Genomic DNA, 17965 nt, shown 5'->3' with positions numbered 1-17965 from the left:
GCTTATCTCATGACTGAACACGTAAAAAGCTACTATGCGGCCACGGCCAACGCACATCAGCCCTATCCGCAACTGAACGAATCGATCGAGTGCGACGTCTGCGTGATCGGCGGCGGCTATACCGGCCTCTCCTCCGCGCTGTTCCTGGTGGAAGCCGGCTATAACGTGGTGGTGCTGGAAGCGGCGCGCATCGGTTTCGGCGCCAGTGGCCGCAACGGCGGCCAGTTGGTCAACTCCTACAGCCGGGACATCGATGTGATTGAAGAGCGCTACGGCGCGGAAAGCGCCCGCCTGCTCGGCAGCATGATGTTTGAAGGCGCGGAGATCATCCGCAGCCGCATCAGCCGCTACGCCATCGACTGCGACTATCGCCCCGGCGGCATCTTCGCCGCGCTGAACAACAAGCAGTTCCATGCGCTGATCGAGCAAAAACGCAACTGGGAACGTTACGGCAATACCCAGCTCGAGCTGCTCGATGCGGACCGGGTGCGCCAGGAGGTTGCCAGCGATCGCTACGTCGGCGCGCTGCTCGATCACAGCGGCGGCCACATCCATCCGCTCAACCTGGCACTGGGTGAGGCCGAGGCGATTCGCCTGCAGGGCGGGCGCATCTTCGAGCAATCGGCGGTGACGAACATCCGCCACGGCGAACCGGCGCTGATCAGCACCGCCAACGGCCAGGTGAAGGCGCGTTTCGTCATCGTCGCCGGCAACGCCTATCTGGGCGACAAGCTGGAGCCGCGGCTGGCCAAGCGCAGCATGCCGTGCGGCACTCAGGTGGTGGCCACCGAGCCGCTGGCGCCGGAGATCGCGCAGGCGCTGATCCCTCAGAACTACTGCGTGGAAGACTGTAACTACCTGCTGGATTACTACCGCATCACCGCCGATCATCGCCTGCTGTACGGCGGCGGCGTGGTGTACGGCGCGCGTGATCCGGACGACATCGACAACCTGATCCGGCCAAAATTGCTGAAGACCTTCCCGCAGCTGAAAGGGGTGCGTATCGACTATCGCTGGACCGGCAACTTCCTGCTGACGCTGTCGCGCATGCCGCAGTTCGGCCGGCTGGAGAATAACGTCTACTACATGCAGGGCTACAGCGGCCACGGCGTGACCTGTACCCATCTGGCGGGCAAGCTGATCGCCGAGTTGATGCGCGGCGACGCCGAACGCTTCGACGCCTTCGCCAAGCTGCCGCACCTGCCGTTCTTCGGCGGGCGCAATCTGCAGATCCCGTTCACCGCCATCGGCGCGGCCTACTACACGCTGCGCGACCGTATCGGCGTCTAAAACAGCAGGCCCGGTCATCCTGGCCGGGCCTGTGCGTTAACGCTTAGACGATCTTCGGTTGGCCGTCCGAGGCGGTCGCCCCGCCATCGACCGGAATGTTGGCGCCATTGATAAAGCTGGCGTCGTCGCTGGCCAGAAACGCCATCACCGCCGCCACTTCTTCCGGCTCCGCCGCGCGCCCCAGCGCGATGCGCTCATTGAACTTGTCGCGGATTTCCTGCGGCCAACCGTTGGTCATGTTGGTTTTCACCAGGCTCGGGCAGACCGAGTTGATGCGCACGCCGTCACCGCCGTGATCCAGCGCCATGGCGCGCGTCAGGTTGACCACCGCGCCTTTCGCCGCGCAGTAATAGGCCGCGCCCCAGTCGCCGCCCAGGCCGGACACCGACGCGGTATTGACGATGCAGCCCTTGGTCTTCAGCAGATGCGGCAAGGCGAATTTGGAGCAGAACACCACGCCGTCGATATCGACCCCGGCGATGCGCCGCCAGTCATCGACGCTGGTTTCCAGCACGCTGCCCGCCACGTGTACGCCGGCGTTGTTCAGCAGAACGTCGATGCGGCCCAGTTTTTCCGCCACCTCGTTCATCATTTTTTCAACCGCGACGTGATCGGACACGTCGATATGCACCGCCATCGCCCGGCCCTTCGGCAGCGAAGCAGCAACCTTGTCTACCGCCTCTTTAGCCCAGTCGGCCAGCACCACGATGGCGCCCTCGGCGGAGAACCGCCGCGCCGCCGCTTCCCCCATGCCATTGCCCGCACCGGTGATAACCACGACTTTATTGTCAAAACGCATGAGACCTCCTCCATGTGAACGTATTTATATAAGTCATACAAATCTCATTGCCCCGAGGATAAGACGCCCCTCCCCTGAGCGCCAGTCAAAACGTGCGGTTTATTAACCAAAAGGAGGTATGTCAGTGATTTCAATGCGCTGGGTTAACCTTTATCGGATTTTGACCAACATATTGATGGATAGAATAAAATTCCGGCCTGTCACTATTTTCAAGGCGGATTGTCAGCCAGCGGGACTATTGCGGATAGGAGGTTATGGCCGCTCAGAGATAAGCGATGTGAATGAAAAACGGCAGCCGCCCGCAGGCGGCCGCGACTATTTTTTCTCGATGGGGATCACCAGCAGATCGACGTTCAGCTCGTTGATCGCCTGACGCGCCGAAGAGACCAGTCGGCTCCAGACATCGTGATGGTGGCCGAAGATCACCAGATCGAACCCTTTCTCCTTCGCCACCCGGTTCAGTTCCTCCGTCAACGCGCCGCGGCTGACGATCACCTCTTCAACCGGATACGACGACTGCCCTTTGATCGCATTGAGCATATTCTTCACCCGCTCTGAAAAGGTGCGATCGGTGTAGTTATAATCGCCCACGCCCAGATCGACGTAATAACCGGCGCGATGAATGTCGATATAGATCAGGGAAAGTTGGGCATTGAGCGCGGCGGCCAGCCTGGCGCCCTTGCCCAGCAGGAACTCGGCGTCTTCGCTGAGATCCGTGGCGACAACGATATGCCGATAAGCCATGATGGCGGCCCTCCTCGTCAACTCCGTAAACAGGATGGCGCTCCTTGCCGCATGTTTCTCATGCACCTTAAGTTTAGCCTAGCGCCGGTTCGCTCGCCTGTCTCGCAATCGTTCCATCTGTGGAACGATGCATCCCGCCTTTGCGGTCTACCGGATTTTTCTCCCCTCCCTACACTGTAGGCAAGCGCTGAGTTTCAGCCTTATCAATCAAAGCAGATATCCATTGACCTCACGACAAGAGAAGGAAAAAACCATGAACACTCCAGCCAACTTCAACGGCCAGCGTCCTGTTATTGATGCCAATGACGCCGTCATGCTCCTGATCGACCACCAGAGCGGCCTGTTCCAGACCGTCGCCGACATGCCGATGACCGAACTGCGCGCCCGCGCCGCTGCCCTGGCCAGCATCGCCACCCTCAGCAAACTGCCGGTGATCACCACCGCTTCAGTGCCGCAGGGCCCGAACGGCCCGCTGATCCCGGAAATCCATCAGAATGCGCCGCACGCGCAATACGTCGCCCGCAAAGGGGAAATCAACGCCTGGGACAACCCGGACTTCGTGGCGGCGGTCAAAGCCACCGGCCGCAAGACTCTGATCATCGCCGGCACCATCACCAGCGTCTGCATGGCCTTCCCGTCCATCAGCGCGGTGGCCGAAGGCTATAAAGTGTTCGCGGTGATCGACGCCTCCGGCACCTACTCGAAAATGGCGCAGGAAATCACCCTGGCGCGCGTGGTGCAGGCCGGCGTGGTGCCGATCGACACCGCCGGCGTGGCCTCGGAGCTGCAGGGCAGCTGGAACCGCGCCGACGCTCAGCAGTGGGCCGAGGTTTACACCAAGATCTTCCCGGCCTATCAACTGCTGATCGAGAGCTACCTCAAAGCGCAGGACGTAGTGAAAAACAACGAACTGCTGGACTCCCAGCGTTAAGATCGCGGGCATAAAAAACCCCGGCCAAGGCCGGGGCTATTAATCGCGTGCCGGTGACTTTCCCGGCTGTCATGTTATGGCGTAAGCGTCCATCCAACACTCCAACATTACGCAGCCTAAGCGCGACTTTTTCACAACAGAAAAATAGACTGAAACGCGGCGTTATTAATTCTGCGGCAATCTGTTTTTCTGTTGCCAATAATAATTAATTATTGGAACGTCATCGAGGAATCGAACCCCAGTCCGCCAACGGATATTTCGTTGCCGCTCTTCCTGCTGAGCTAATGACGTATTGGTAAAGACTCCGGGCGAACCCGGAGTTTATTCAGGCTGAGGACGTTATTTCTTAACTGCTCCGGCTTAAACCCTCATCGCTATCGTAAGAAATCGGACCTCGGCCGAAAGTTATAACGCGACCACGTTGCCGGCAGAAGGGCCCTTCATGCCATTTTCGATAGTGAACTCAACCTGTTGGCCTTCGTCCAGCGTTTTGAAATCGTTGCTCTGGATAGCAGAGAAATGTACGAACACGTCTTTGCTGCCGTCTGCCGGGGTGATAAAGCCGAAGCCTTTACCTGCATCAAACCATTTTACCAAACCAGTCATTTTAGTAGACATAGAGATACTTCCTTTATATTTTTGCGACGCCATAGGGCGATAGAGGTCTGTTTTTATTGGAAACTTATGGGGCACTAGAGAAGAAAATTCGCGGAAGAAGAGGTATCTGAGGGATATCGCTAATACTGAGAACTGCTTTACTAAAACTGCTTTCATAAGGTCTGTACTACAAACCGATGACGCTATTTACACACGGCTGAGTTATTTAAGCAAGATATATTTTAAATTATATTCATATGCCTCATAAATTTATTATCGCAAAAGGCCGCTGACGCCTGTCGCTACGGGCGGAGTGAAACACAACGAACAGCTAGACTCGCAGCGCTGATCGCCAAAGATCACAGCACCGGGGCTGACTATGAAAGCGCAAATAGCCGCCGCTTCCGCGTTATGTTCTTCCCTTCACGCGAAACCGCTCTCTGCTATAAAAGCGGGGAGAAGCGCTTAATCGTCATGAAAAAGCCATAAAAACTTAATAAATCAATCTGTTCTCGACACTGGTACATTATCGTTGCTACGATAATTATTTATATTCGCAGGAAATGACCTCAAGGATGGCTATGATTGGCAAAAGAACACTGACGCTAGCTGCGCTGACACTCAGTTTGGCAGGCTGCCAGCCGGCACCGCCAAGCTATGTGGAAAACGCGAATGCCTTGATCGCCAAACAGATCAGCGCAATTAGCCTGCAAACGGCACAGTGCAAATTTGCCCAAGACGGGCACTATTGGATTTCGGCTTGCTCGTTGGGTACTGCGCACACCGCACCGGTGTTCGCCCTGTTCGAACAGGAAGGCGTTATGCAGGCCAACGACAATCTGGCCATCGCCGTCGTGCCGCTCAACGAGCAAGCTCGCCACCTCTCACAGGATCCGCGCTTCACTATCCCGGTAATGCAACGCCGCATTCCCGTAGACGCGGATAAAGCCTTCAATCGCTTATTTGCCCAATCATCGCCTTAACCCTTCTCAGCCGACGATCGCGATCCCCAGCCGCTCCAGCAGCTGCGCGGCCTGGTGGCTGTCCATTTTGACGCCCTGCAGATCGGTGGTGCGTAAATCCAATTCGCCCAGTTCCGCGTTGCTCAAATCGCACTGGGTGACATCGGCGGCGCGCCAGTCGAATCCGGAGAACTCGCCGCCGGACAGATCGGAGCCGCTGAAGCTGGCGCCGAGCACCTGTGCGCCGTGCCAGCGGTTTTCCCACAGCTCGCATTTCTCCAGCACCACCTTGGCGAAGTTGGCGTAGCTCAGGTTGCTTTTAGTGATATAGGCGCTGCAAAACCCGATGCGGCTGGTGATCATGTTCATAAAACTGGCGCCGCGAAAATCGGCGCCCTGCGCGCGGCATTCGCGGATCTCCAGCCCCAGGGCGCTGGCGTAGCGGAAGTCGGCCATCGACAAATCGCAGCTTCTGAAGCTGGCGTCTTTCAGTATCGCGCGGCTGAAATTGCCGCCCTGTCGGCTGTCACGATCGTAAAACTGGCAGCCGATAAACTCGGTGCCGGTCAGATCGGCGCCCGAAAAATCACACAGCATAAAGCTGCCGTTTTCAATCTTCTCGCCGGTAAAGCGGTTACGGTCAATCTTTTCACCCTTCAACATCAGACTCATCGCAGCGCACCTGTTTATTTATACAGTCAGTGCGGCATTTAATCCTATTCCGGCAGGGTTGGCAACCGTCGCCGATCGGCGGGCCTCCGCTCTAACGCCACCTTGACGATGCTGAATGTCCTGACGCTCTCCGCCTGAGCGACGTCGGCAAACAAACGAGGGTAACGGGAGTTGACCACCCACACTTCGCCATCGCGCAGCGCGGCGCCGGTCGGCCCATCCAATTCCGGCGGCGTGGCGACCGCCGTGATATGCGCGCTGGCCCAACCGTCGTTCGAGGCGAGCAGCGTTACGTTGCCGGACATGCCCCCTTTTCTCCCCGGAAAAGACTGTACGATCACCAATTCATGGGCGTTTTTGAGCCGCAGCCCGTCCGGCCCTTTCAGCCGCTGCGGCAGCCTGATTTCACTTATTGCAGATGCGTTATCCAGCGTCACCTTCCACAACAGCCCGCGGGTGTAGTCCGCCGCAATCAGATAGCCATCCGGGTGATACACGATGCCGTTGAGATAAGGCTGCGTGCCCTGCGCTGCGGCGGGTGCGTCGGCGGGCATCAAACGCGCCGAGCGCACCAGAATAGACACCTGGCGCGTTGCCCGGTCAATCTTGTAAATCTGCGGCTGGAAGCTGTCGGTCACGTAGATATTGCCCTGCGCGTCGAGCGCCAGATCGTTGGCCAGCGTCGGCCCACGGCTTAACGATGAAAGATCGTACGTCTGCTGCAGCGCGCCGGTATCGAGATTGAACTCCAGCACCTGCGCCACGCGATTGCGCGTGCCGGAGGTTGAGTTGAGGGATACGCCCACGTCTTCGTTGCACACCAGCACCCGGTTGCGCTCGGCGTCCACCAGCATGCCGGAGGTGGTGATAAGCCCATTGCCGGTGGAAAAGCGCCGATAGCGGCCATCCGGGTAGACCAGGCCGAGCTGCCCGCCACGCAGGGACGACACCAGGAACGCGCCGGCGCGCGCATTCCAGGCGATGCCCTCAGGATAAGCGCCGGCGGCATCCGGCGAGAAGTCGATGCGCTGCGCGGCCTGCGCCTGCATGACGCCGCTGAGAAACAGCGCGGCGCCGGCAAGCTGGGTGAGGCGCCGGCACCGCGGCAACAAGAAAGAAACGAGGCTGAAGCGGAACATAAGCATGATCCTGATGAGGACTCGGATCGCTAGAGTAGGATCGCGCCGCTCACGGCACCAGCCGGGAAAAAGGCAATGCGCTACTAAAAAAATCGCAGTAATCGCCGCAAAAAAAACCGCCCGGGCGGGCGGTTGAGGCGACGGCGAACCGTTACTTCAGGGCTTCCTGAATGGCGTCGGCCATCGGGCCGATGTGCTTCTCCGCCGCCTTCAGCTGGAAGTCCACGCCGTTGCCGTCGTTGGTATCCGACAGCGTGGCCTTGATCAGCTCCAGCGCCGCCTGCACCGCCACCAGCCGTTTATGCTGTTCGTCCGTGACCGGTTTGGCGCCCATATTGGCCGGATAGTAATGTTCTAACATCGCGATCTCCTTTTGATGACGTTAACCTCTAACCTACCAGAAAACCGCGCATTTACTAAGGAAACCAGGCCCTGCGCGGCCGAGTGACGATAAATTGCACTATACTGGGCAAACACGCCCCCTGCTACAGGACCATCGCCATGCCATTCCAGGGAAGCTGCCACTGCGGCGCCGTCACCTTCTCCGTGGACGCCGAACTGCCCACCGAGGCCCTCAGCTGCAACTGTTCGATCTGCCGCCGCAAAGGGCTGCTGCTGTCGTTCTTCCCCATCAGCGCTTTCACACTCAACAGCGGCCAGGACCAACTCAGCGCCTACACCTTCAATCAGCACAAGATCCGCCATCAGTTCTGCCGAGTCTGCGGCGCTCAGCCCTTCGCCTACGGCACCGCGCCGGACGGCGCCGCGATGTGCGCCGTCAACCTGCGCTGCGTGCCTGACGTCGCGCTGGATGCGTTGCAGATCCACAGCTACGACGGCGCCAGCGTCTGAGATGCCGCGTTTTCAGCGGTAGACGGAGAACTTCTTGGTCAACGGCTTAAGCTGTTCGGCGTCGCCGTAGAGCGCCACCGCCACGAAATCCAGCTGTTCGTAAGGGGTGGTGGCGGTGTCGGCGATCTGCTGTTCGGCGGAGTGCGACAGCATGGTGGTGGTGAAGAAGTTGGACAGTACACCCTCCTCCTTGCATTTGAGGATCAGGTTGCTGAGCTGGCTGCTGTTTTTAGCCTGCAGGATCACTATCGGATAGTGGCTCATATTGGCGCTGACGCCGTCGAGGCTGCTCGGGTAGTGGTGAAACTGGCGCTGTTCGATCAGATCGGTGATGCCCGCCGTCAGATGGCAGGAGGCGTTAAACAGCGTGGCCGGTTCGTGATTGCGGTTGAGGATGATATAAAACTTTTTCTCGTTGTCGCTGTACATACTCTTCTCCTTGAATAGGCAGTCAGTTTTATCCAACCTGCGCACGGTTTCAAGGCGCGATAAGGGGCCGCGTCCGGCCCCCGTAATAACGCTGCCGGCTCAGACGGCGCCTTCACCCGGGCCGAGCGGCTGCGCCACCTGATGCAGCACGGTGATGTGCTGCAAAAGCGTGCCGCCGTCGATCGGTTTCATCTGGCCATCGCGATCTTTATAGTGCGTCGGCTTGGCGCCGTGGAAGAACAGCCCGGCGTTGACCTGCACGCCCAGATAGCCCGCGCTGGCCGGCAGGCGCTGCACGTCGGTCCAGGGGTTGGAAACCGGCACGTACTGGAAACCCTCGCTCGTTTTGGCGTACAGCGGGCGCAGCAGCGTGACAAAGGCCATCATCGGCGACAGCGCGTCTTTAAAGATCTGCACCGGCCGATCGACCGTCATCAAGAAACCCAGCGGCTGCTCCTCAACCGTGTCGAGGCTCAGGCTGCTGCTGATATCATCACCCCGGCCGCCATAGCTCCATTCAATGGCCGGCGCCCCACTTTCGTTCATCATCTCTGACATACACTGCTCCTTATAAAATGAATTCAACACGCCTGCTGCGTGCCGGAACAGTAAACCGCTGCAGGGGGATCAGCGTCCACGCCGGGCGGCACGCTGGCGAACCAAACAACGAAGGCGCTCAATAAAGCTCGAAATGAATAATTTCCCCACGTGATAGCGCAGCATTTGAACGACCTCAGCCGTTGCAAGAGCACATAGTGATGGCGTTACCGCCACTGGAGAGTGTTATGACCGCGATTAAACCGGACGCCATCGACCGCGTTCTCCCCGCCGCCACGCCCTGGCTAGCCGTCATCAATGTGCTGTTCGCCGGCATCGCCGCGGCGCTGCACGTGGGCAAGGCCACCATCGCGCTGCCGGCGCTGGAGGCCGAGTTCGGCCGTTCGCTCGAGGCGCTGAGCTGGGTTATTTCGGCCTTTCCCTTCGTCGGGGTGTTCGGCGGCATCGCCGCCGGGCTGCTGGTGCGCCGCTGGGGCGACCGGCGGCTGCTGGCGCTCGGGCTGCTGATCATCAGCGCCGCCAGCTTTACCGGCGCCGCGCTGCACGACTTCAGCGGGTTGATCGTCAGCCGCTTTGTCGAAGGCCTCGGCTTCGTGATCGTGGTGGTCGCCTCGCCGGCGGTGCTGAACCGCATCGTCGCCCCGGCGCAGCGCAGCCTGGTGTTCGGCATCTGGAGCACTTTCATGCCGGCGGGCATCGCCATTTCGCTGTTTTTCGGCCCCCATCTCGCCGGCTGGCAGCAGAGTTGGCAGGCCGGTGCGGCGCTGACGCTGCTGGCCGCCCTGCTGCTGCCGCTGACCACGTCCCGCCGAACCGCCGAGACGCACGCGCCGTCCTTGCCGCTGCGGCAAGCGCTGGGCGCCCTGCTGCGGGCGCGCCGACCGCTGTTGCTGGCGCTGATGTTCGCCGCCTACAACCTGCAATTTTTCTCGGTGATGACCTTCCTGCCGATTTTCCTGATGCAGCGCATAGGCCTGACGCTGGCGGCCGCCGGCGGTATCAGCGCGGCGGCGGTGGCGGCGAACATCATCGGCAACCTCGCCGCCGGGCTCTTGCTGTCGCGCGGTCTGCGCGCCGGTAGCCTGCTCGCGGCCACCAGCCTGATCATCGGCGTCTTCGGCATCGGCATTTTCTTGCCGATAACGCCCAACGCCCTGCTGATCCCGCTGTGTTTCCTGTTCTGCGCCATCGCCGGCATGCTGCCCTCCACCATTCTGGCCGCCACGCCGGCGGCGACGCCGGAACCGACGCTGCTGCCGCTGAGCCTGGGGCTGGTGATGCAGGGGAACTATCTCGGCCAGGTGATCGGCCCGGTTGCGCTGAGCGCCATCGTGGCCGCAGCCGGTTGGGCGGCCCCGGCCTGGCTGGTGCTGGCGGCGGCCGTGTCAGGGGCGCTGTTGGCGCTGGCTTTTCTCAGCCGGCGGCATAAGGCGGGGTGATAAGCAGAAAGGTGGTTCTGTTTGTTATAAGCGGTGCTGAATTTTCCCTGGTGCAGGTGCCTGCCTATCGCGAAGGATAAGGCCAATGATGATCGAGACCCGACAATGACAAGGCGCCGGTGGCCGCGAAATACACCAGCAGGCCGGCAAAGGCGATCAGTAGCGTCTTCTCGATGACGCCGAGTCGTTTGTGTTCAGTCATTTGCATACTCCTTCGTGGTATCGGGCGAACGGCCGCCCTCATCAACACTAGGAAAGCCTGGCGCAGGCGGCAAGCGCGGCTCACAAAATGAAACACAATCGATAAATTTTGTTAATTATTTAGCCCTCTTTCTTTTCTCACGCCGCCGCCTGTTCACCCTGCGGCGCCCGCCTTGCCCTTAATAACCCTATGGAATACGCCACTAAAAATCCCCTACCGGTTAAGTAAAGGTGATGATAGTGTTGTTTTCATTCAGTTCATCTATGCTGAAAATTCATCTTTTGAGGGACGACTATGATGTCTAAAGGCATTTCCAAGGGATTCTTTATTCTGATCCTGTTCATCGTTACCGCCGCCTTTCTCGACGTGCTGGGGCCTTACTACTCCTCGGTGCTGTGGGCGGTCATTCTGGCGGTGATTTTCCATCCGGTAAAAAAGAAACTGAAGCAGTACGTCGGCGAACGCAACGGCGTGGTGTCGCTGCTGACGGTGGCGCTGATCTGCCTGATCGTGTTCACGCCGTTGGCGATCATCGCCTCGTCGCTGGCGATGGAATTCAACGTGATCTACACCAAGCTGCAGACCAACAACAGCCAGTTGCCGACCATGCTGGCGGACTTTATGCGCCACCTGCCCGGCTGGGCGCAGCGCTTCCTGGCGGAACATAACCTCAACAGCGCCGCCGAGATACAAAAGCAGCTTTCCGAGGTGGCGCTCAAGGGCGGGCAATATCTGGCGGGCAGCGTCTTCCTGATCGGCAAGGGCACCTTCAACTTCGTCGTCGGCTTCGGCGTGATGCTCTACCTGCTGTTCTTCCTGCTGAAAGACGGCCCCTATCTGGTGAACCTGGCGCTCGAAGCGCTGCCGCTCTCCCAGCACGTAAAACACCACCTGTTCGTGAAGTTCGCCGCCGTCTCCCGCGCCACCGTCAAGGGCACAGTGGTGGTCGCCGTGGTGCAAGGCGCGCTCGGCGGGCTGGCGTTTTACTTTACCGGCATCGACGGCAGCCTGCTGTGGGGCGCGCTGATGGCGTTCCTGTCGATTATCCCGGCCGTAGGCTCCGCTATCATCTGGGTGCCGGCGGTGATCTACTTCTTCGCTACCGGCATGCTATGGAAAGCCATTTTCCTGGTAGTGTTCTTCGTGGTGGTGATCGGCCTGGTGGACAACATTCTGCGCCCGCTGCTGGTGGGCAAAGACACCAAAATGCCGGACTACCTGATCCTGATTTCCACCCTGGGCGGCATGGAGATCTACGGCATCAACGGCTTCGTCATCGGCCCCTTGATCGCCGCGCTGTTCATCGCCTGCTGGAACATTCTGTCCGGCCGCGACAGCGAGGAGAACATCGAAGAGATCGACGAAGCGTTTATCGAGGAAGGCAAAAATCATCCCGACGCGGTGGAGTAAACCTCCCGCAGCGAATCACGCAGGGGCCCAATGGGCCCCTTTTTTGTCAGTGGTTTTGTATCAGCGCGCCGGGATAAAAAAGACCTGCTCCGGATCGCCGTCATCGAGATTGTCAATCTGGCCGCTGGCGACAAATCCGGCGTTCAGCAGCAGCCGCTGCATCGGCAGGTTGGAGCGATTGGTGGAGGTGAACAGCTTCGGGTGCCGGCAATGAGACTTCAACACCGCAATCAGCGCCTGCCCGACGCCCCGGCGGCGATAGCGCTCGCCGACCATCAACATCTCGATAAAGCCGCAGCCGAAGAAGTGATAGTGCAGCACCCCATAGCCCATCACCATGCCCTGTTCCTCGGCAAGAAAACAGATGCCCTGCGCGCACCAGGCACGGATTTGCGCCGCACGCTGCGGCGCATTCTGAGCAACGCTGTCCAGGGCGATCAGCGCTGCGGCATCGGTTTCAGCAGCAAGGCGCACAAGCATATTTAACCCCTCATTCATATGGATGACGGCGGTGCCGCTTCAACGAAACGGCAACCGAAGCGGGATAATTTTTACATCCCCGCCAAATTTTGTAATCCTATTATAGAGTTACTAAAAACACGCCAAGGAAGGAAAACATTTCCCGATGAAAATACCGCAAATCTCCGCCGCCCTGCTGTTTACCCTGCTGCTGGCGGGCTGCCAGTTCCACAAAACCGTGTTCCCGCCGCCGTATATCGGCACTCCGCAAGAGATCAGCACCTACGAAGTGAAAGGGCTGACCTTCGTCACCACCGTCACCTTCAGCGGCCTGTTTGCCGAAGAGCTGGTGCGCGAGTACGCGCAGAAACACCACTACCGCTATTACGTGGTCACGATGCGCAGCAACGGTTTTAAAGATCAAAGCGAGCGCGTGAGCGCAATGATGTATCGGTAAGTCTTGGCAACATATGCCGTGAAGACTGGATTCAACATTAGGAAACGCTATACGAAATATTGCACAACCCAATACTCACAGGCCGCATGAAAGTACGGCCTGCGACTTCTGTTTAACCCAGTTGCCGCCCTTTACCTTCTACTGTCACTACGGGCTAAATTCCAACGTGATAATTTGGAACGCCTTATGGACCTCTTCCGTTGGTGGCTTAGGAAAGCGAGAATCGCCAATTGCCTGCATGGCGGCACGGCAAAGAGCCGGATCGCCGCCTTCTGTTCGAACATTGATTGGCAGGCCGTCCGGTGCCGACGTAATGCGCAATGTGCAACGCTTGCCTGAGTAGGCTTCGGCGTCTTTAAAATGGCGTTGAATCTCAGCTTGCACCTGGGCCATGTAATGTACTTTCTCTTTTCCCGGCGCAGGCGTCTTTGGGTCACCAAGGTTGGCGAAAAGATCATCGGCCTCTTTCTTCGCCGGAACGGTTTGGCTGGGGACAGTGCTCTTGGCACACCCCGTTAATGCCAGTGCGAGCATCGCCGCCAATAAGGTGGCGGCGCCGGTTTTATAGCCTGAATGCGTTATTTTCATATCCCTTTCCTTATGGATGATTATCAGCCGAATCAACGTTGTATTCGAAAAGATCCCCGGTGAATACTTATACAGAATTAACGCCAAACCACCAATGACATCACGCACTGGCACGCGGAAAATCGTGAGTAGATGATGATATGAAACCCTAACCCCCTCACCGGGCCGCACGCCTGAGCCACCTGACCTATCGACATCTCCCGAATGGGTAATCACCCCATCAATAAATTAAGTTATTCTTACTTTTTTATCCCACCATAAGCACTTTCAACCCTGGCAATCTGGAAAATCTGCCTATACTTATTTTCCTGATATTAAATTCGTTTAAGTAACCAGGATGGTAGGTATGAAAAGCAAACGACTCTTTGCCGCGCTTCTTGCTGCAACTACGGTGATGTTCATTGCGGGCTGCGCTTCCAATCAGGCGATCAAAACAACGGATGGCAAGACCATTGTCACCGACGGCAAACCTCAGGTCGATACAGATACCGGGTTAGTCTCCTATCGAAACGCTGAAACGGGCAAAACGGAACAGATCAATCGAGACCAGATTGCAAACATGAGTGAGTTGGATAACTAAAAGGAGCTTCAAATGAAAAAAACGCTTGTTCTTCCCGCGATCGCCCTGGTTGCCATCGCCGCACTGTCAGGCTGCACACGCACCAGCTACGCCATCCATACCCACGACGGTCGAACGCTCATCAGTGACGGCAAGCCGAAAGAAACTTCTGCCGGGTTGCTCGGTTATACCGACGCCAATGGCGTTAAACAGCAAATCAACAAGACGGAAGTCAAAGAGGTTTCAGAGATCCCTCATTAAGGTTCCGATAATCTCAGCCAGCTAACACCAAGGGAGCCAATGGCTCCCTTTCTACTCTAAACCCGGCGTACTTGCCTGCATTTAACGATAACGTCGATAAACACCTGACATTTCAGCAGACAACGCTCTCAGGTTTGCCATACGGATCTCTCCTTTCCCTGCGTCGAACAGCTATAATCCAAGAAGTGGAGTTATTTGATAATGATAAGGAGGGAGTATGTATAAAACTATCTTGGTTCCAGTCGATATTACCGAGCCGGAATTAACGCAGCAGGTCATCCCACATGTCAACGCGCTCGCCAGGCTCGAAGACTCCCACGTCCATTTCCTGGCGGTGATCCCGTCACGCGCCACCTACGCCGCTTTCGGCTTTGCCGCCACCGCGGCGATAGAAACCAAAGACGAAATCATTGCGGTAGCGACCGAAGGGTTGGCGAAAGCGGCCAAAGAATTCAGCGTGCCTGAAGATAGAGTGACCACGCACGTTGCCGTCGGCGATCCTAAAGATCAGATCCTGGAACTCGCTGATGCGCTTAACGCGGAGATTATTGTGATGGGTTCCAACCGCCCTTCTGCGATCACTTACCTCCTCGGCTCCAATGCCACCGCCGTCGTGCGCCACGCCAATTGCCCGGTGCTGGTGGTGCGTGAATCGGCCAATCCTTGATATCCCATGCCCATTTGAACAATAAAAAAACGGGAGCCCTAAGGCTCCCGCTCTCATTCAAACGCCAAACACACTTACATGTGCTCTACGATAGCGTCGCCAAACTCTGAGCATTTCAGCAGTTTAGCACCTTCCATCAGGCGTTCGAAGTCATAGGTCACGGTCTTGGCGGCGATGGCGCCTTCCATGCCTTTAACAATCAGGTCAGCCGCTTCGAACCAGCCCATGTGACGCAGCATCATCTCTGCGGACAGGATGATGGAGCCTGGGTTCACTTTGTCCTGGCCGGCGTACTTCGGCGCGGTGCCGTGAGTCGCTTCGAACAGCGCGCAGTCGGAGCCGATGTTGGCGCCCGGTGCGATGCCGATGCCGCCGACCTGGGCAGCCAGGGCGTCGGAGATGTAGTCGCCGTTCAGGTTCATACAGGCGATCACGTCGTATTCCGCCGGGCGCAGCAGGATCTGCTGCAGGAAGGCGTCGGCGATCACGTCTTTAACCACGATCTCTTTGCCGGTGTTCGGGTTCTTGATCTTCAGCCATGGGCCGCCGTCGATCAGCTCACCGCCGAACTCTTCGCGCGCCAGCTCATAGCCCCAATCCTTGAAGGCACCTTCGGTGAACTTCATGATGTTGCCTTTGTGAACCAGGGTCACAGAGTCACGGTCGTTGGTGATGGCGTATTCGATCGCCGCACGCACCAGACGCTTGGTCCCTTCTTCGGAGCATGGCTTCACGCCGATACCGCACTGCTCCGGGAAGCGGATTTTTTTCACGCCCATTTCGTCGCGCAGGAATTTGATCACTTTGTCCGCTTCGGCGGAGCCGGCTTTCCACTCGATGCCGGCGTAGATGTCTTCGGCGTTTTCACGGAAGATCACCATGTCGGTCAGCTCAGGCTGTTTCACCGGGCTTGGGGTGCCCTGGTAGTAACGCACCGGGCGCAGGCACACGTACAGGTCCAGCTGCTGGCGCAGGGCCACGTTCAGAGAACGGATGCCGCCGCCGACCGGGGTGGTCAGGGGGCCTTTGATGGCGACGCGGTAGTCGCGGATCAGGTCCAGAGTTTCGTCCGGCAGCCACACGTCTTTACCGTAAACGTGGGTAGATTTTTCGCCGGTGTAGATTTCCATCCAGGAGATTTTACGTTCGCCGTGGTAAGCCTTTTTAACGGCCGCATCAACCACGTGGATCATGGCAGGAGTCACGTCAACGCCGATGCCGTCGCCTTCGATGAACGGGATGATCGGGTTATGAGGAACAACCAGTTTACCCTGGGCGTCAACCGTGATTTTTTTACCTTCTGCCGGAACAACTACTTTGCTTTCCATCAACCTCTCCTTCAAGCGCAATTTTGTTAATGCTTTGTAAGATGCGTGTAGATACTACTTGAATATTCGGTCCGCGCCAATCCGAAACGGATTCGGTTATAATGCGCTTATCATCCGTAATCTCAACCGTTATGAAAAAATTCTCTGTTAGAAATCACAAAGTTAAACGATTCAGCAAGCCGAATGCCGCCAAACCCGCCGCGCCGAAGGGGCCGCGCCGAATTGTGTTATTCAACAAGCCCTTCGACGTGCTGCCGCAGTTCACCGACGAAGCCGGCCGCGCCACGCTGAAAGAGTACATCCCCTTCCCCGACGTTTACGCCGCCGGGCGCCTGGATCGCGACAGCGAAGGGCTGCTGGTGCTGACCAACGACGGCCAGCTGCAGGCGCAGCTCACCCAGCCGGGCAAGCGCACCGGCAAAATCTATTATGTGCAGGTCGAGGGCGCGCCGCAGGAGAGCGATCTGGCGCCGCTGCGCAGCGGCGTCACGCTGAAAGACGGCCCCACGCTGCCCGCCGGGGTGGAGTTGGTGGCCGAGCCGCAGTGGCTGTGGCCACGCAACCCGCCGATCCGCGAACGTAAATCCATCCCCACTTGCTGGCTGAAAATCACCCTGTATGAAGGGCGAAACCGCCAGGTGCGTCGCATGACGGCGCATATCGGGTTCCCTACCCTGCGCCTGATTCGCTACAGTATGGGTAATCTTTCGCTGGGTTCACTGCAACCTGGTGAATGGAAAAGCATCGATTCCCTGTAGACCGATAACTGATGGAGGCGCCATGAGGAACACACTGACAGCGCTGCTGTTCACCGCACTGGCGGCCCCGCTCGCCGCCCAGGCCGCCAGCTTCGACTGCGCCAAGGCGGCAGGCAGCGATGAACGCGCCATCTGCGCCGACCGCACGCTGAACGATCTGGACGTGCAAATGGCCACAAAATATCAATTCCTGCGCGGCCTGTTCGCCATGGGCGCGCGCGGCGCGATGCAGGACAGCCAGCAGGACTGGCTGGCAAAACGCCAGCGGTGCGGCGGCGACACCGCCTGCCTGCTCAAAAGCTATCGCACCCGCATCGCCGAGCTGGACGATATCTACCGGCGCATCGACAAACCGCTGTAAGGAGAGCGCATGTTCAAACCGCACGTCACCGTGGCCTGCGTGGTGCACGCCGCCGGCAAATTTTTAGTGGTCGAAGAGACCATCAACGGCAAAGCGCTTTGGAACCAGCCGGCCGGCCACCTGGAGGCCGACGAGACGCTGGTGCAGGCCGCCGAGCGCGAACTGTGGGAAGAGACCGGCATCCGCGCCGCGCCGCAGGCGTTCCTGCGCCTGCACCAGTGGATCGCGCCGGATCGCACGCCGTTCCTGCGTTTTTGCTTCGTTATCGAGCTGGAACAGCCGCTGCCGACCGAGCCGCACGACAGCGACATCGATCGCTGCCTGTGGCTGAGCGCCGACGAGATCTTGCAGGCGCCCAACCTGCGTTCCGCGCTGGTGGCGGAGAGCATTCGCAGCTACCAGCAGCCGGAGCGCTACCCGCTGTCGCTGGTCGGCAGCTTCGCCTGGCCGTTTTAAGGGCGCGGGGCAGCACAAGATGAACAGTGCGCCGGCGCGGCCAACGT

At 58.5% G+C, this 17965-nt stretch carries 25 protein-coding genes and 1 pseudogene; 13 read left to right on the top strand and 13 right to left on the bottom strand.

Annotation, left to right across the window (positions count from 1 at the left end):
* Positions 1–9 precede the first annotated feature (9 nt).
* Entirely contained in the window at positions 10–1290 is a 1281-nt protein-coding gene (locus tag ABTW55_RS22025) for an FAD-binding oxidoreductase (RefSeq protein WP_033653879.1), read from the top strand.
* 43 nt (positions 1291–1333) lie between these two features.
* Here ABTW55_RS22025 and ABTW55_RS22020 read toward each other — a convergent pair whose 3' ends face one another.
* Positions 1334–2089, bottom strand: coding sequence for an SDR family NAD(P)-dependent oxidoreductase (locus tag ABTW55_RS22020; RefSeq protein ID WP_025302549.1), 756 nt, complete (start codon positions 2087–2089; stop codon positions 1334–1336).
* A gap of 315 nt (positions 2090–2404) precedes the next feature.
* Entirely contained in the window at positions 2405–2833 is a 429-nt protein-coding gene (locus ABTW55_RS22015) for a universal stress protein (RefSeq protein ID WP_033638240.1), read from the bottom strand.
* Positions 2834–3086: 253 nt separating this feature from the next.
* On the opposite strand from ABTW55_RS22015, the gene ABTW55_RS22010 reads away from it, so the two are divergent.
* Positions 3087–3764, top strand: a complete 678-nt coding sequence (locus tag ABTW55_RS22010; protein WP_060420736.1) for an isochorismatase family protein — start codon at positions 3087–3089, stop codon at positions 3762–3764.
* A 213-nt stretch (positions 3765–3977) separates the two neighbouring features.
* Here the strand turns inward: ABTW55_RS22010 and ABTW55_RS22005 are convergent.
* Both ABTW55_RS22005 and cspA read right to left on the bottom strand, forming a co-directional pair.
* A pseudogene (locus tag ABTW55_RS22005) lies at positions 3978–4055 on the bottom strand.
* 114 nt (positions 4056–4169) lie between these two features.
* Entirely contained in the window at positions 4170–4382 is a 213-nt protein-coding gene (gene cspA, locus ABTW55_RS22000; protein WP_033638238.1) for an RNA chaperone/antiterminator CspA, read from the bottom strand.
* Positions 4383–4942: 560 nt separating this feature from the next.
* On the opposite strand from cspA, the gene ABTW55_RS21995 reads away from it, so the two are divergent.
* Complete coding sequence (locus tag ABTW55_RS21995; protein ID WP_047571642.1) at positions 4943–5344, top strand: hypothetical protein; 402 nt, start codon at positions 4943–4945, stop codon at positions 5342–5344.
* A 6-nt stretch (positions 5345–5350) separates the two neighbouring features.
* Here ABTW55_RS21995 and ABTW55_RS21990 read toward each other — a convergent pair whose 3' ends face one another.
* From ABTW55_RS21990 to ABTW55_RS21980, 3 genes are all read right to left on the bottom strand, one after another.
* A complete protein-coding gene (locus ABTW55_RS21990; protein ID WP_033646359.1) occupies positions 5351–5995 on the bottom strand; it encodes a Qnr family pentapeptide repeat protein in 645 nt (214 codons plus the stop codon).
* A 44-nt stretch (positions 5996–6039) separates the two neighbouring features.
* Entirely contained in the window at positions 6040–7134 is a 1095-nt protein-coding gene (locus ABTW55_RS21985) for an SMP-30/gluconolactonase/LRE family protein (protein ID WP_230199939.1), read from the bottom strand.
* Between the two features lie 151 nt (positions 7135–7285).
* Positions 7286–7495, bottom strand: coding sequence for a hypothetical protein (locus tag ABTW55_RS21980; RefSeq protein WP_025160266.1), 210 nt, complete (start codon positions 7493–7495; stop codon positions 7286–7288).
* 140 nt (positions 7496–7635) lie between these two features.
* On the opposite strand from ABTW55_RS21980, the gene ABTW55_RS21975 reads away from it, so the two are divergent.
* Positions 7636–7986 carry a GFA family protein gene (locus tag ABTW55_RS21975; protein ID WP_033653875.1) on the top strand — a complete coding sequence of 117 codons (351 nt, stop codon included), beginning with the start codon at positions 7636–7638 and terminating at the stop codon, positions 7984–7986.
* A 12-nt stretch (positions 7987–7998) separates the two neighbouring features.
* Here ABTW55_RS21975 and ABTW55_RS21970 read toward each other — a convergent pair whose 3' ends face one another.
* Positions 7999–8415 (bottom strand): DUF2000 domain-containing protein, encoded by a 417-nt coding sequence (locus ABTW55_RS21970; RefSeq protein ID WP_060420729.1) that lies wholly within the window; start codon positions 8413–8415, stop codon positions 7999–8001.
* Positions 8416–8514: 99 nt separating this feature from the next.
* Complete coding sequence (locus ABTW55_RS21965; RefSeq protein ID WP_041034774.1) at positions 8515–8973, bottom strand: hypothetical protein; 459 nt, start codon at positions 8971–8973, stop codon at positions 8515–8517.
* A gap of 227 nt (positions 8974–9200) precedes the next feature.
* Here ABTW55_RS21965 and ABTW55_RS21960 point away from each other — a divergent pair, with 227 nt between their 5' ends.
* A complete protein-coding gene (locus ABTW55_RS21960; RefSeq protein ID WP_060420726.1) occupies positions 9201–10412 on the top strand; it encodes a CynX/NimT family MFS transporter in 1212 nt (403 codons plus the stop codon).
* 64 nt (positions 10413–10476) lie between these two features.
* Here ABTW55_RS21960 and ABTW55_RS21955 read toward each other — a convergent pair whose 3' ends face one another.
* Positions 10477–10614 carry a hypothetical protein gene (locus ABTW55_RS21955; protein ID WP_162837928.1) on the bottom strand — a complete coding sequence of 46 codons (138 nt, stop codon included), beginning with the start codon at positions 10612–10614 and terminating at the stop codon, positions 10477–10479.
* Positions 10615–10908: 294 nt separating this feature from the next.
* On the opposite strand from ABTW55_RS21955, the gene ABTW55_RS21950 reads away from it, so the two are divergent.
* The gene (locus ABTW55_RS21950) at positions 10909–12024 is read left to right on the top strand and encodes an AI-2E family transporter (protein ID WP_033646364.1); all 1116 of its coding nucleotides are present in this window, start codon (positions 10909–10911) and stop codon (positions 12022–12024) included.
* Between the two features lie 60 nt (positions 12025–12084).
* On the opposite strand, the gene ABTW55_RS21945 is transcribed toward ABTW55_RS21950, so the two are convergent.
* Positions 12085–12504, bottom strand: coding sequence for a GNAT family N-acetyltransferase (locus tag ABTW55_RS21945; RefSeq protein WP_033646365.1), 420 nt, complete (start codon positions 12502–12504; stop codon positions 12085–12087).
* Positions 12505–12649: 145 nt separating this feature from the next.
* Between ABTW55_RS21945 and ABTW55_RS21940 the strand changes: the two genes are divergently transcribed.
* Positions 12650–12940, top strand: a complete 291-nt coding sequence (locus ABTW55_RS21940) for a hypothetical protein (protein WP_060420723.1) — start codon at positions 12650–12652, stop codon at positions 12938–12940.
* Between the two features lie 147 nt (positions 12941–13087).
* Here the strand turns inward: ABTW55_RS21940 and tolA are convergent, their stop codons facing one another.
* Positions 13088–13528 (bottom strand): cell envelope integrity protein TolA, encoded by a 441-nt coding sequence (gene tolA, locus ABTW55_RS21935; RefSeq protein WP_033646367.1) that lies wholly within the window; start codon positions 13526–13528, stop codon positions 13088–13090.
* A gap of 346 nt (positions 13529–13874) precedes the next feature.
* On the opposite strand from tolA, the gene ABTW55_RS21930 reads away from it, so the two are divergent.
* The 3 genes from ABTW55_RS21930 (at position 13875) to uspF (ending at position 15015) form a co-directional block, all read left to right on the top strand.
* The gene (locus ABTW55_RS21930; protein WP_033638227.1) at positions 13875–14108 is read left to right on the top strand and encodes a YgdI/YgdR family lipoprotein; all 234 of its coding nucleotides are present in this window, start codon (positions 13875–13877) and stop codon (positions 14106–14108) included.
* A 12-nt stretch (positions 14109–14120) separates the two neighbouring features.
* The gene (locus tag ABTW55_RS21925) at positions 14121–14348 is read left to right on the top strand and encodes a YgdI/YgdR family lipoprotein (protein ID WP_033638226.1); all 228 of its coding nucleotides are present in this window, start codon (positions 14121–14123) and stop codon (positions 14346–14348) included.
* A gap of 217 nt (positions 14349–14565) precedes the next feature.
* Positions 14566–15015: a universal stress protein UspF gene (gene uspF / locus ABTW55_RS21920; RefSeq protein ID WP_033646368.1), complete on the top strand. Its 450-nt coding sequence runs from the start codon at positions 14566–14568 to the stop codon at positions 15013–15015.
* A gap of 74 nt (positions 15016–15089) precedes the next feature.
* On the opposite strand, the gene icd is transcribed toward uspF, so the two are convergent.
* Entirely contained in the window at positions 15090–16343 is a 1254-nt protein-coding gene (gene icd, locus ABTW55_RS21915) for an NADP-dependent isocitrate dehydrogenase (protein ID WP_033638224.1), read from the bottom strand.
* Positions 16344–16474: 131 nt separating this feature from the next.
* Here icd and rluE point away from each other — a divergent pair, with 131 nt between their 5' ends.
* Genes rluE through ABTW55_RS21900 form a run of 3 tightly spaced genes read left to right on the top strand, consistent with a single transcriptional unit; the run spans position 16475 to position 17918 of the window.
* A complete protein-coding gene (rluE, locus tag ABTW55_RS21910; protein WP_033653870.1) occupies positions 16475–17101 on the top strand; it encodes a 23S rRNA pseudouridine(2457) synthase RluE in 627 nt (208 codons plus the stop codon).
* Positions 17102–17123: 22 nt separating this feature from the next.
* The gene (locus ABTW55_RS21905; protein WP_033638222.1) at positions 17124–17462 is read left to right on the top strand and encodes a lysozyme inhibitor LprI family protein; all 339 of its coding nucleotides are present in this window, start codon (positions 17124–17126) and stop codon (positions 17460–17462) included.
* A 9-nt stretch (positions 17463–17471) separates the two neighbouring features.
* Positions 17472–17918, top strand: a complete 447-nt coding sequence (locus tag ABTW55_RS21900) for an NUDIX hydrolase (protein WP_041034763.1) — start codon at positions 17472–17474, stop codon at positions 17916–17918.
* The last annotated feature ends 47 nt before the right edge of the window (positions 17919–17965 follow it).

Source organism: Serratia sp. SM04 (assembly GCF_040280225.1).
GTDB lineage: Bacteria > Pseudomonadota > Gammaproteobacteria > Enterobacterales > Enterobacteriaceae > Serratia > Serratia sarumanii.
The sequence above is the reverse complement of the archived record's forward strand: the minus strand, read 5'-3'. Positions and strand labels throughout refer to the sequence as shown.

What these genes read in the sequence shown, in the direction of transcription:
- ABTW55_RS21955 (WP_162837928.1), bottom strand. Translation starts at nt 10,614, where the DNA reads ATGACTGAACACAAACGACTCGGCGTCATCGAGAAGACGCTACTGATC.
- ABTW55_RS22015 (WP_033638240.1), bottom strand. Translation starts at nt 2,833, where the DNA reads ATGGCTTATCGGCATATCGTTGTCGCCACGGATCTCAGCGAAGACGCC.
- ABTW55_RS21970 (WP_060420729.1), bottom strand. Translation starts at nt 8,415, where the DNA reads ATGTACAGCGACAACGAGAAAAAGTTTTATATCATCCTCAACCGCAAT.
- ABTW55_RS21905 (WP_033638222.1), top strand. Translation starts at nt 17,124, where the DNA reads ATGAGGAACACACTGACAGCGCTGCTGTTCACCGCACTGGCGGCCCCG.
- ABTW55_RS21945 (WP_033646365.1), bottom strand. Translation starts at nt 12,504, where the DNA reads ATGCTTGTGCGCCTTGCTGCTGAAACCGATGCCGCAGCGCTGATCGCC.
- ABTW55_RS21960 (WP_060420726.1), top strand. Translation starts at nt 9,201, where the DNA reads ATGACCGCGATTAAACCGGACGCCATCGACCGCGTTCTCCCCGCCGCC.
- rluE (WP_033653870.1), top strand. Translation starts at nt 16,475, where the DNA reads ATGAAAAAATTCTCTGTTAGAAATCACAAAGTTAAACGATTCAGCAAG.
- ABTW55_RS22020 (WP_025302549.1), bottom strand. Translation starts at nt 2,089, where the DNA reads ATGCGTTTTGACAATAAAGTCGTGGTTATCACCGGTGCGGGCAATGGC.
- ABTW55_RS21925 (WP_033638226.1), top strand. Translation starts at nt 14,121, where the DNA reads ATGAAAAAAACGCTTGTTCTTCCCGCGATCGCCCTGGTTGCCATCGCC.
- ABTW55_RS21930 (WP_033638227.1), top strand. Translation starts at nt 13,875, where the DNA reads ATGAAAAGCAAACGACTCTTTGCCGCGCTTCTTGCTGCAACTACGGTG.
- ABTW55_RS22010 (WP_060420736.1), top strand. Translation starts at nt 3,087, where the DNA reads ATGAACACTCCAGCCAACTTCAACGGCCAGCGTCCTGTTATTGATGCC.
- ABTW55_RS21900 (WP_041034763.1), top strand. Translation starts at nt 17,472, where the DNA reads ATGTTCAAACCGCACGTCACCGTGGCCTGCGTGGTGCACGCCGCCGGC.
- ABTW55_RS21965 (WP_041034774.1), bottom strand. Translation starts at nt 8,973, where the DNA reads ATGTCAGAGATGATGAACGAAAGTGGGGCGCCGGCCATTGAATGGAGC.
- ABTW55_RS21980 (WP_025160266.1), bottom strand. Translation starts at nt 7,495, where the DNA reads ATGTTAGAACATTACTATCCGGCCAATATGGGCGCCAAACCGGTCACG.
- ABTW55_RS21985 (WP_230199939.1), bottom strand. Translation starts at nt 7,134, where the DNA reads ATGTTCCGCTTCAGCCTCGTTTCTTTCTTGTTGCCGCGGTGCCGGCGC.
- ABTW55_RS22025 (WP_033653879.1), top strand. Translation starts at nt 10, where the DNA reads ATGACTGAACACGTAAAAAGCTACTATGCGGCCACGGCCAACGCACAT.
- tolA (WP_033646367.1), bottom strand. Translation starts at nt 13,528, where the DNA reads ATGAAAATAACGCATTCAGGCTATAAAACCGGCGCCGCCACCTTATTG.
- ABTW55_RS21990 (WP_033646359.1), bottom strand. Translation starts at nt 5,995, where the DNA reads ATGAGTCTGATGTTGAAGGGTGAAAAGATTGACCGTAACCGCTTTACC.
- ABTW55_RS21950 (WP_033646364.1), top strand. Translation starts at nt 10,909, where the DNA reads ATGATGTCTAAAGGCATTTCCAAGGGATTCTTTATTCTGATCCTGTTC.
- icd (WP_033638224.1), bottom strand. Translation starts at nt 16,343, where the DNA reads ATGGAAAGCAAAGTAGTTGTTCCGGCAGAAGGTAAAAAAATCACGGTT.
- ABTW55_RS21995 (WP_047571642.1), top strand. Translation starts at nt 4,943, where the DNA reads ATGATTGGCAAAAGAACACTGACGCTAGCTGCGCTGACACTCAGTTTG.
- uspF (WP_033646368.1), top strand. Translation starts at nt 14,566, where the DNA reads ATGTATAAAACTATCTTGGTTCCAGTCGATATTACCGAGCCGGAATTA.
- ABTW55_RS21975 (WP_033653875.1), top strand. Translation starts at nt 7,636, where the DNA reads ATGCCATTCCAGGGAAGCTGCCACTGCGGCGCCGTCACCTTCTCCGTG.
- ABTW55_RS21940 (WP_060420723.1), top strand. Translation starts at nt 12,650, where the DNA reads ATGAAAATACCGCAAATCTCCGCCGCCCTGCTGTTTACCCTGCTGCTG.
- cspA (WP_033638238.1), bottom strand. Translation starts at nt 4,382, where the DNA reads ATGTCTACTAAAATGACTGGTTTGGTAAAATGGTTTGATGCAGGTAAA.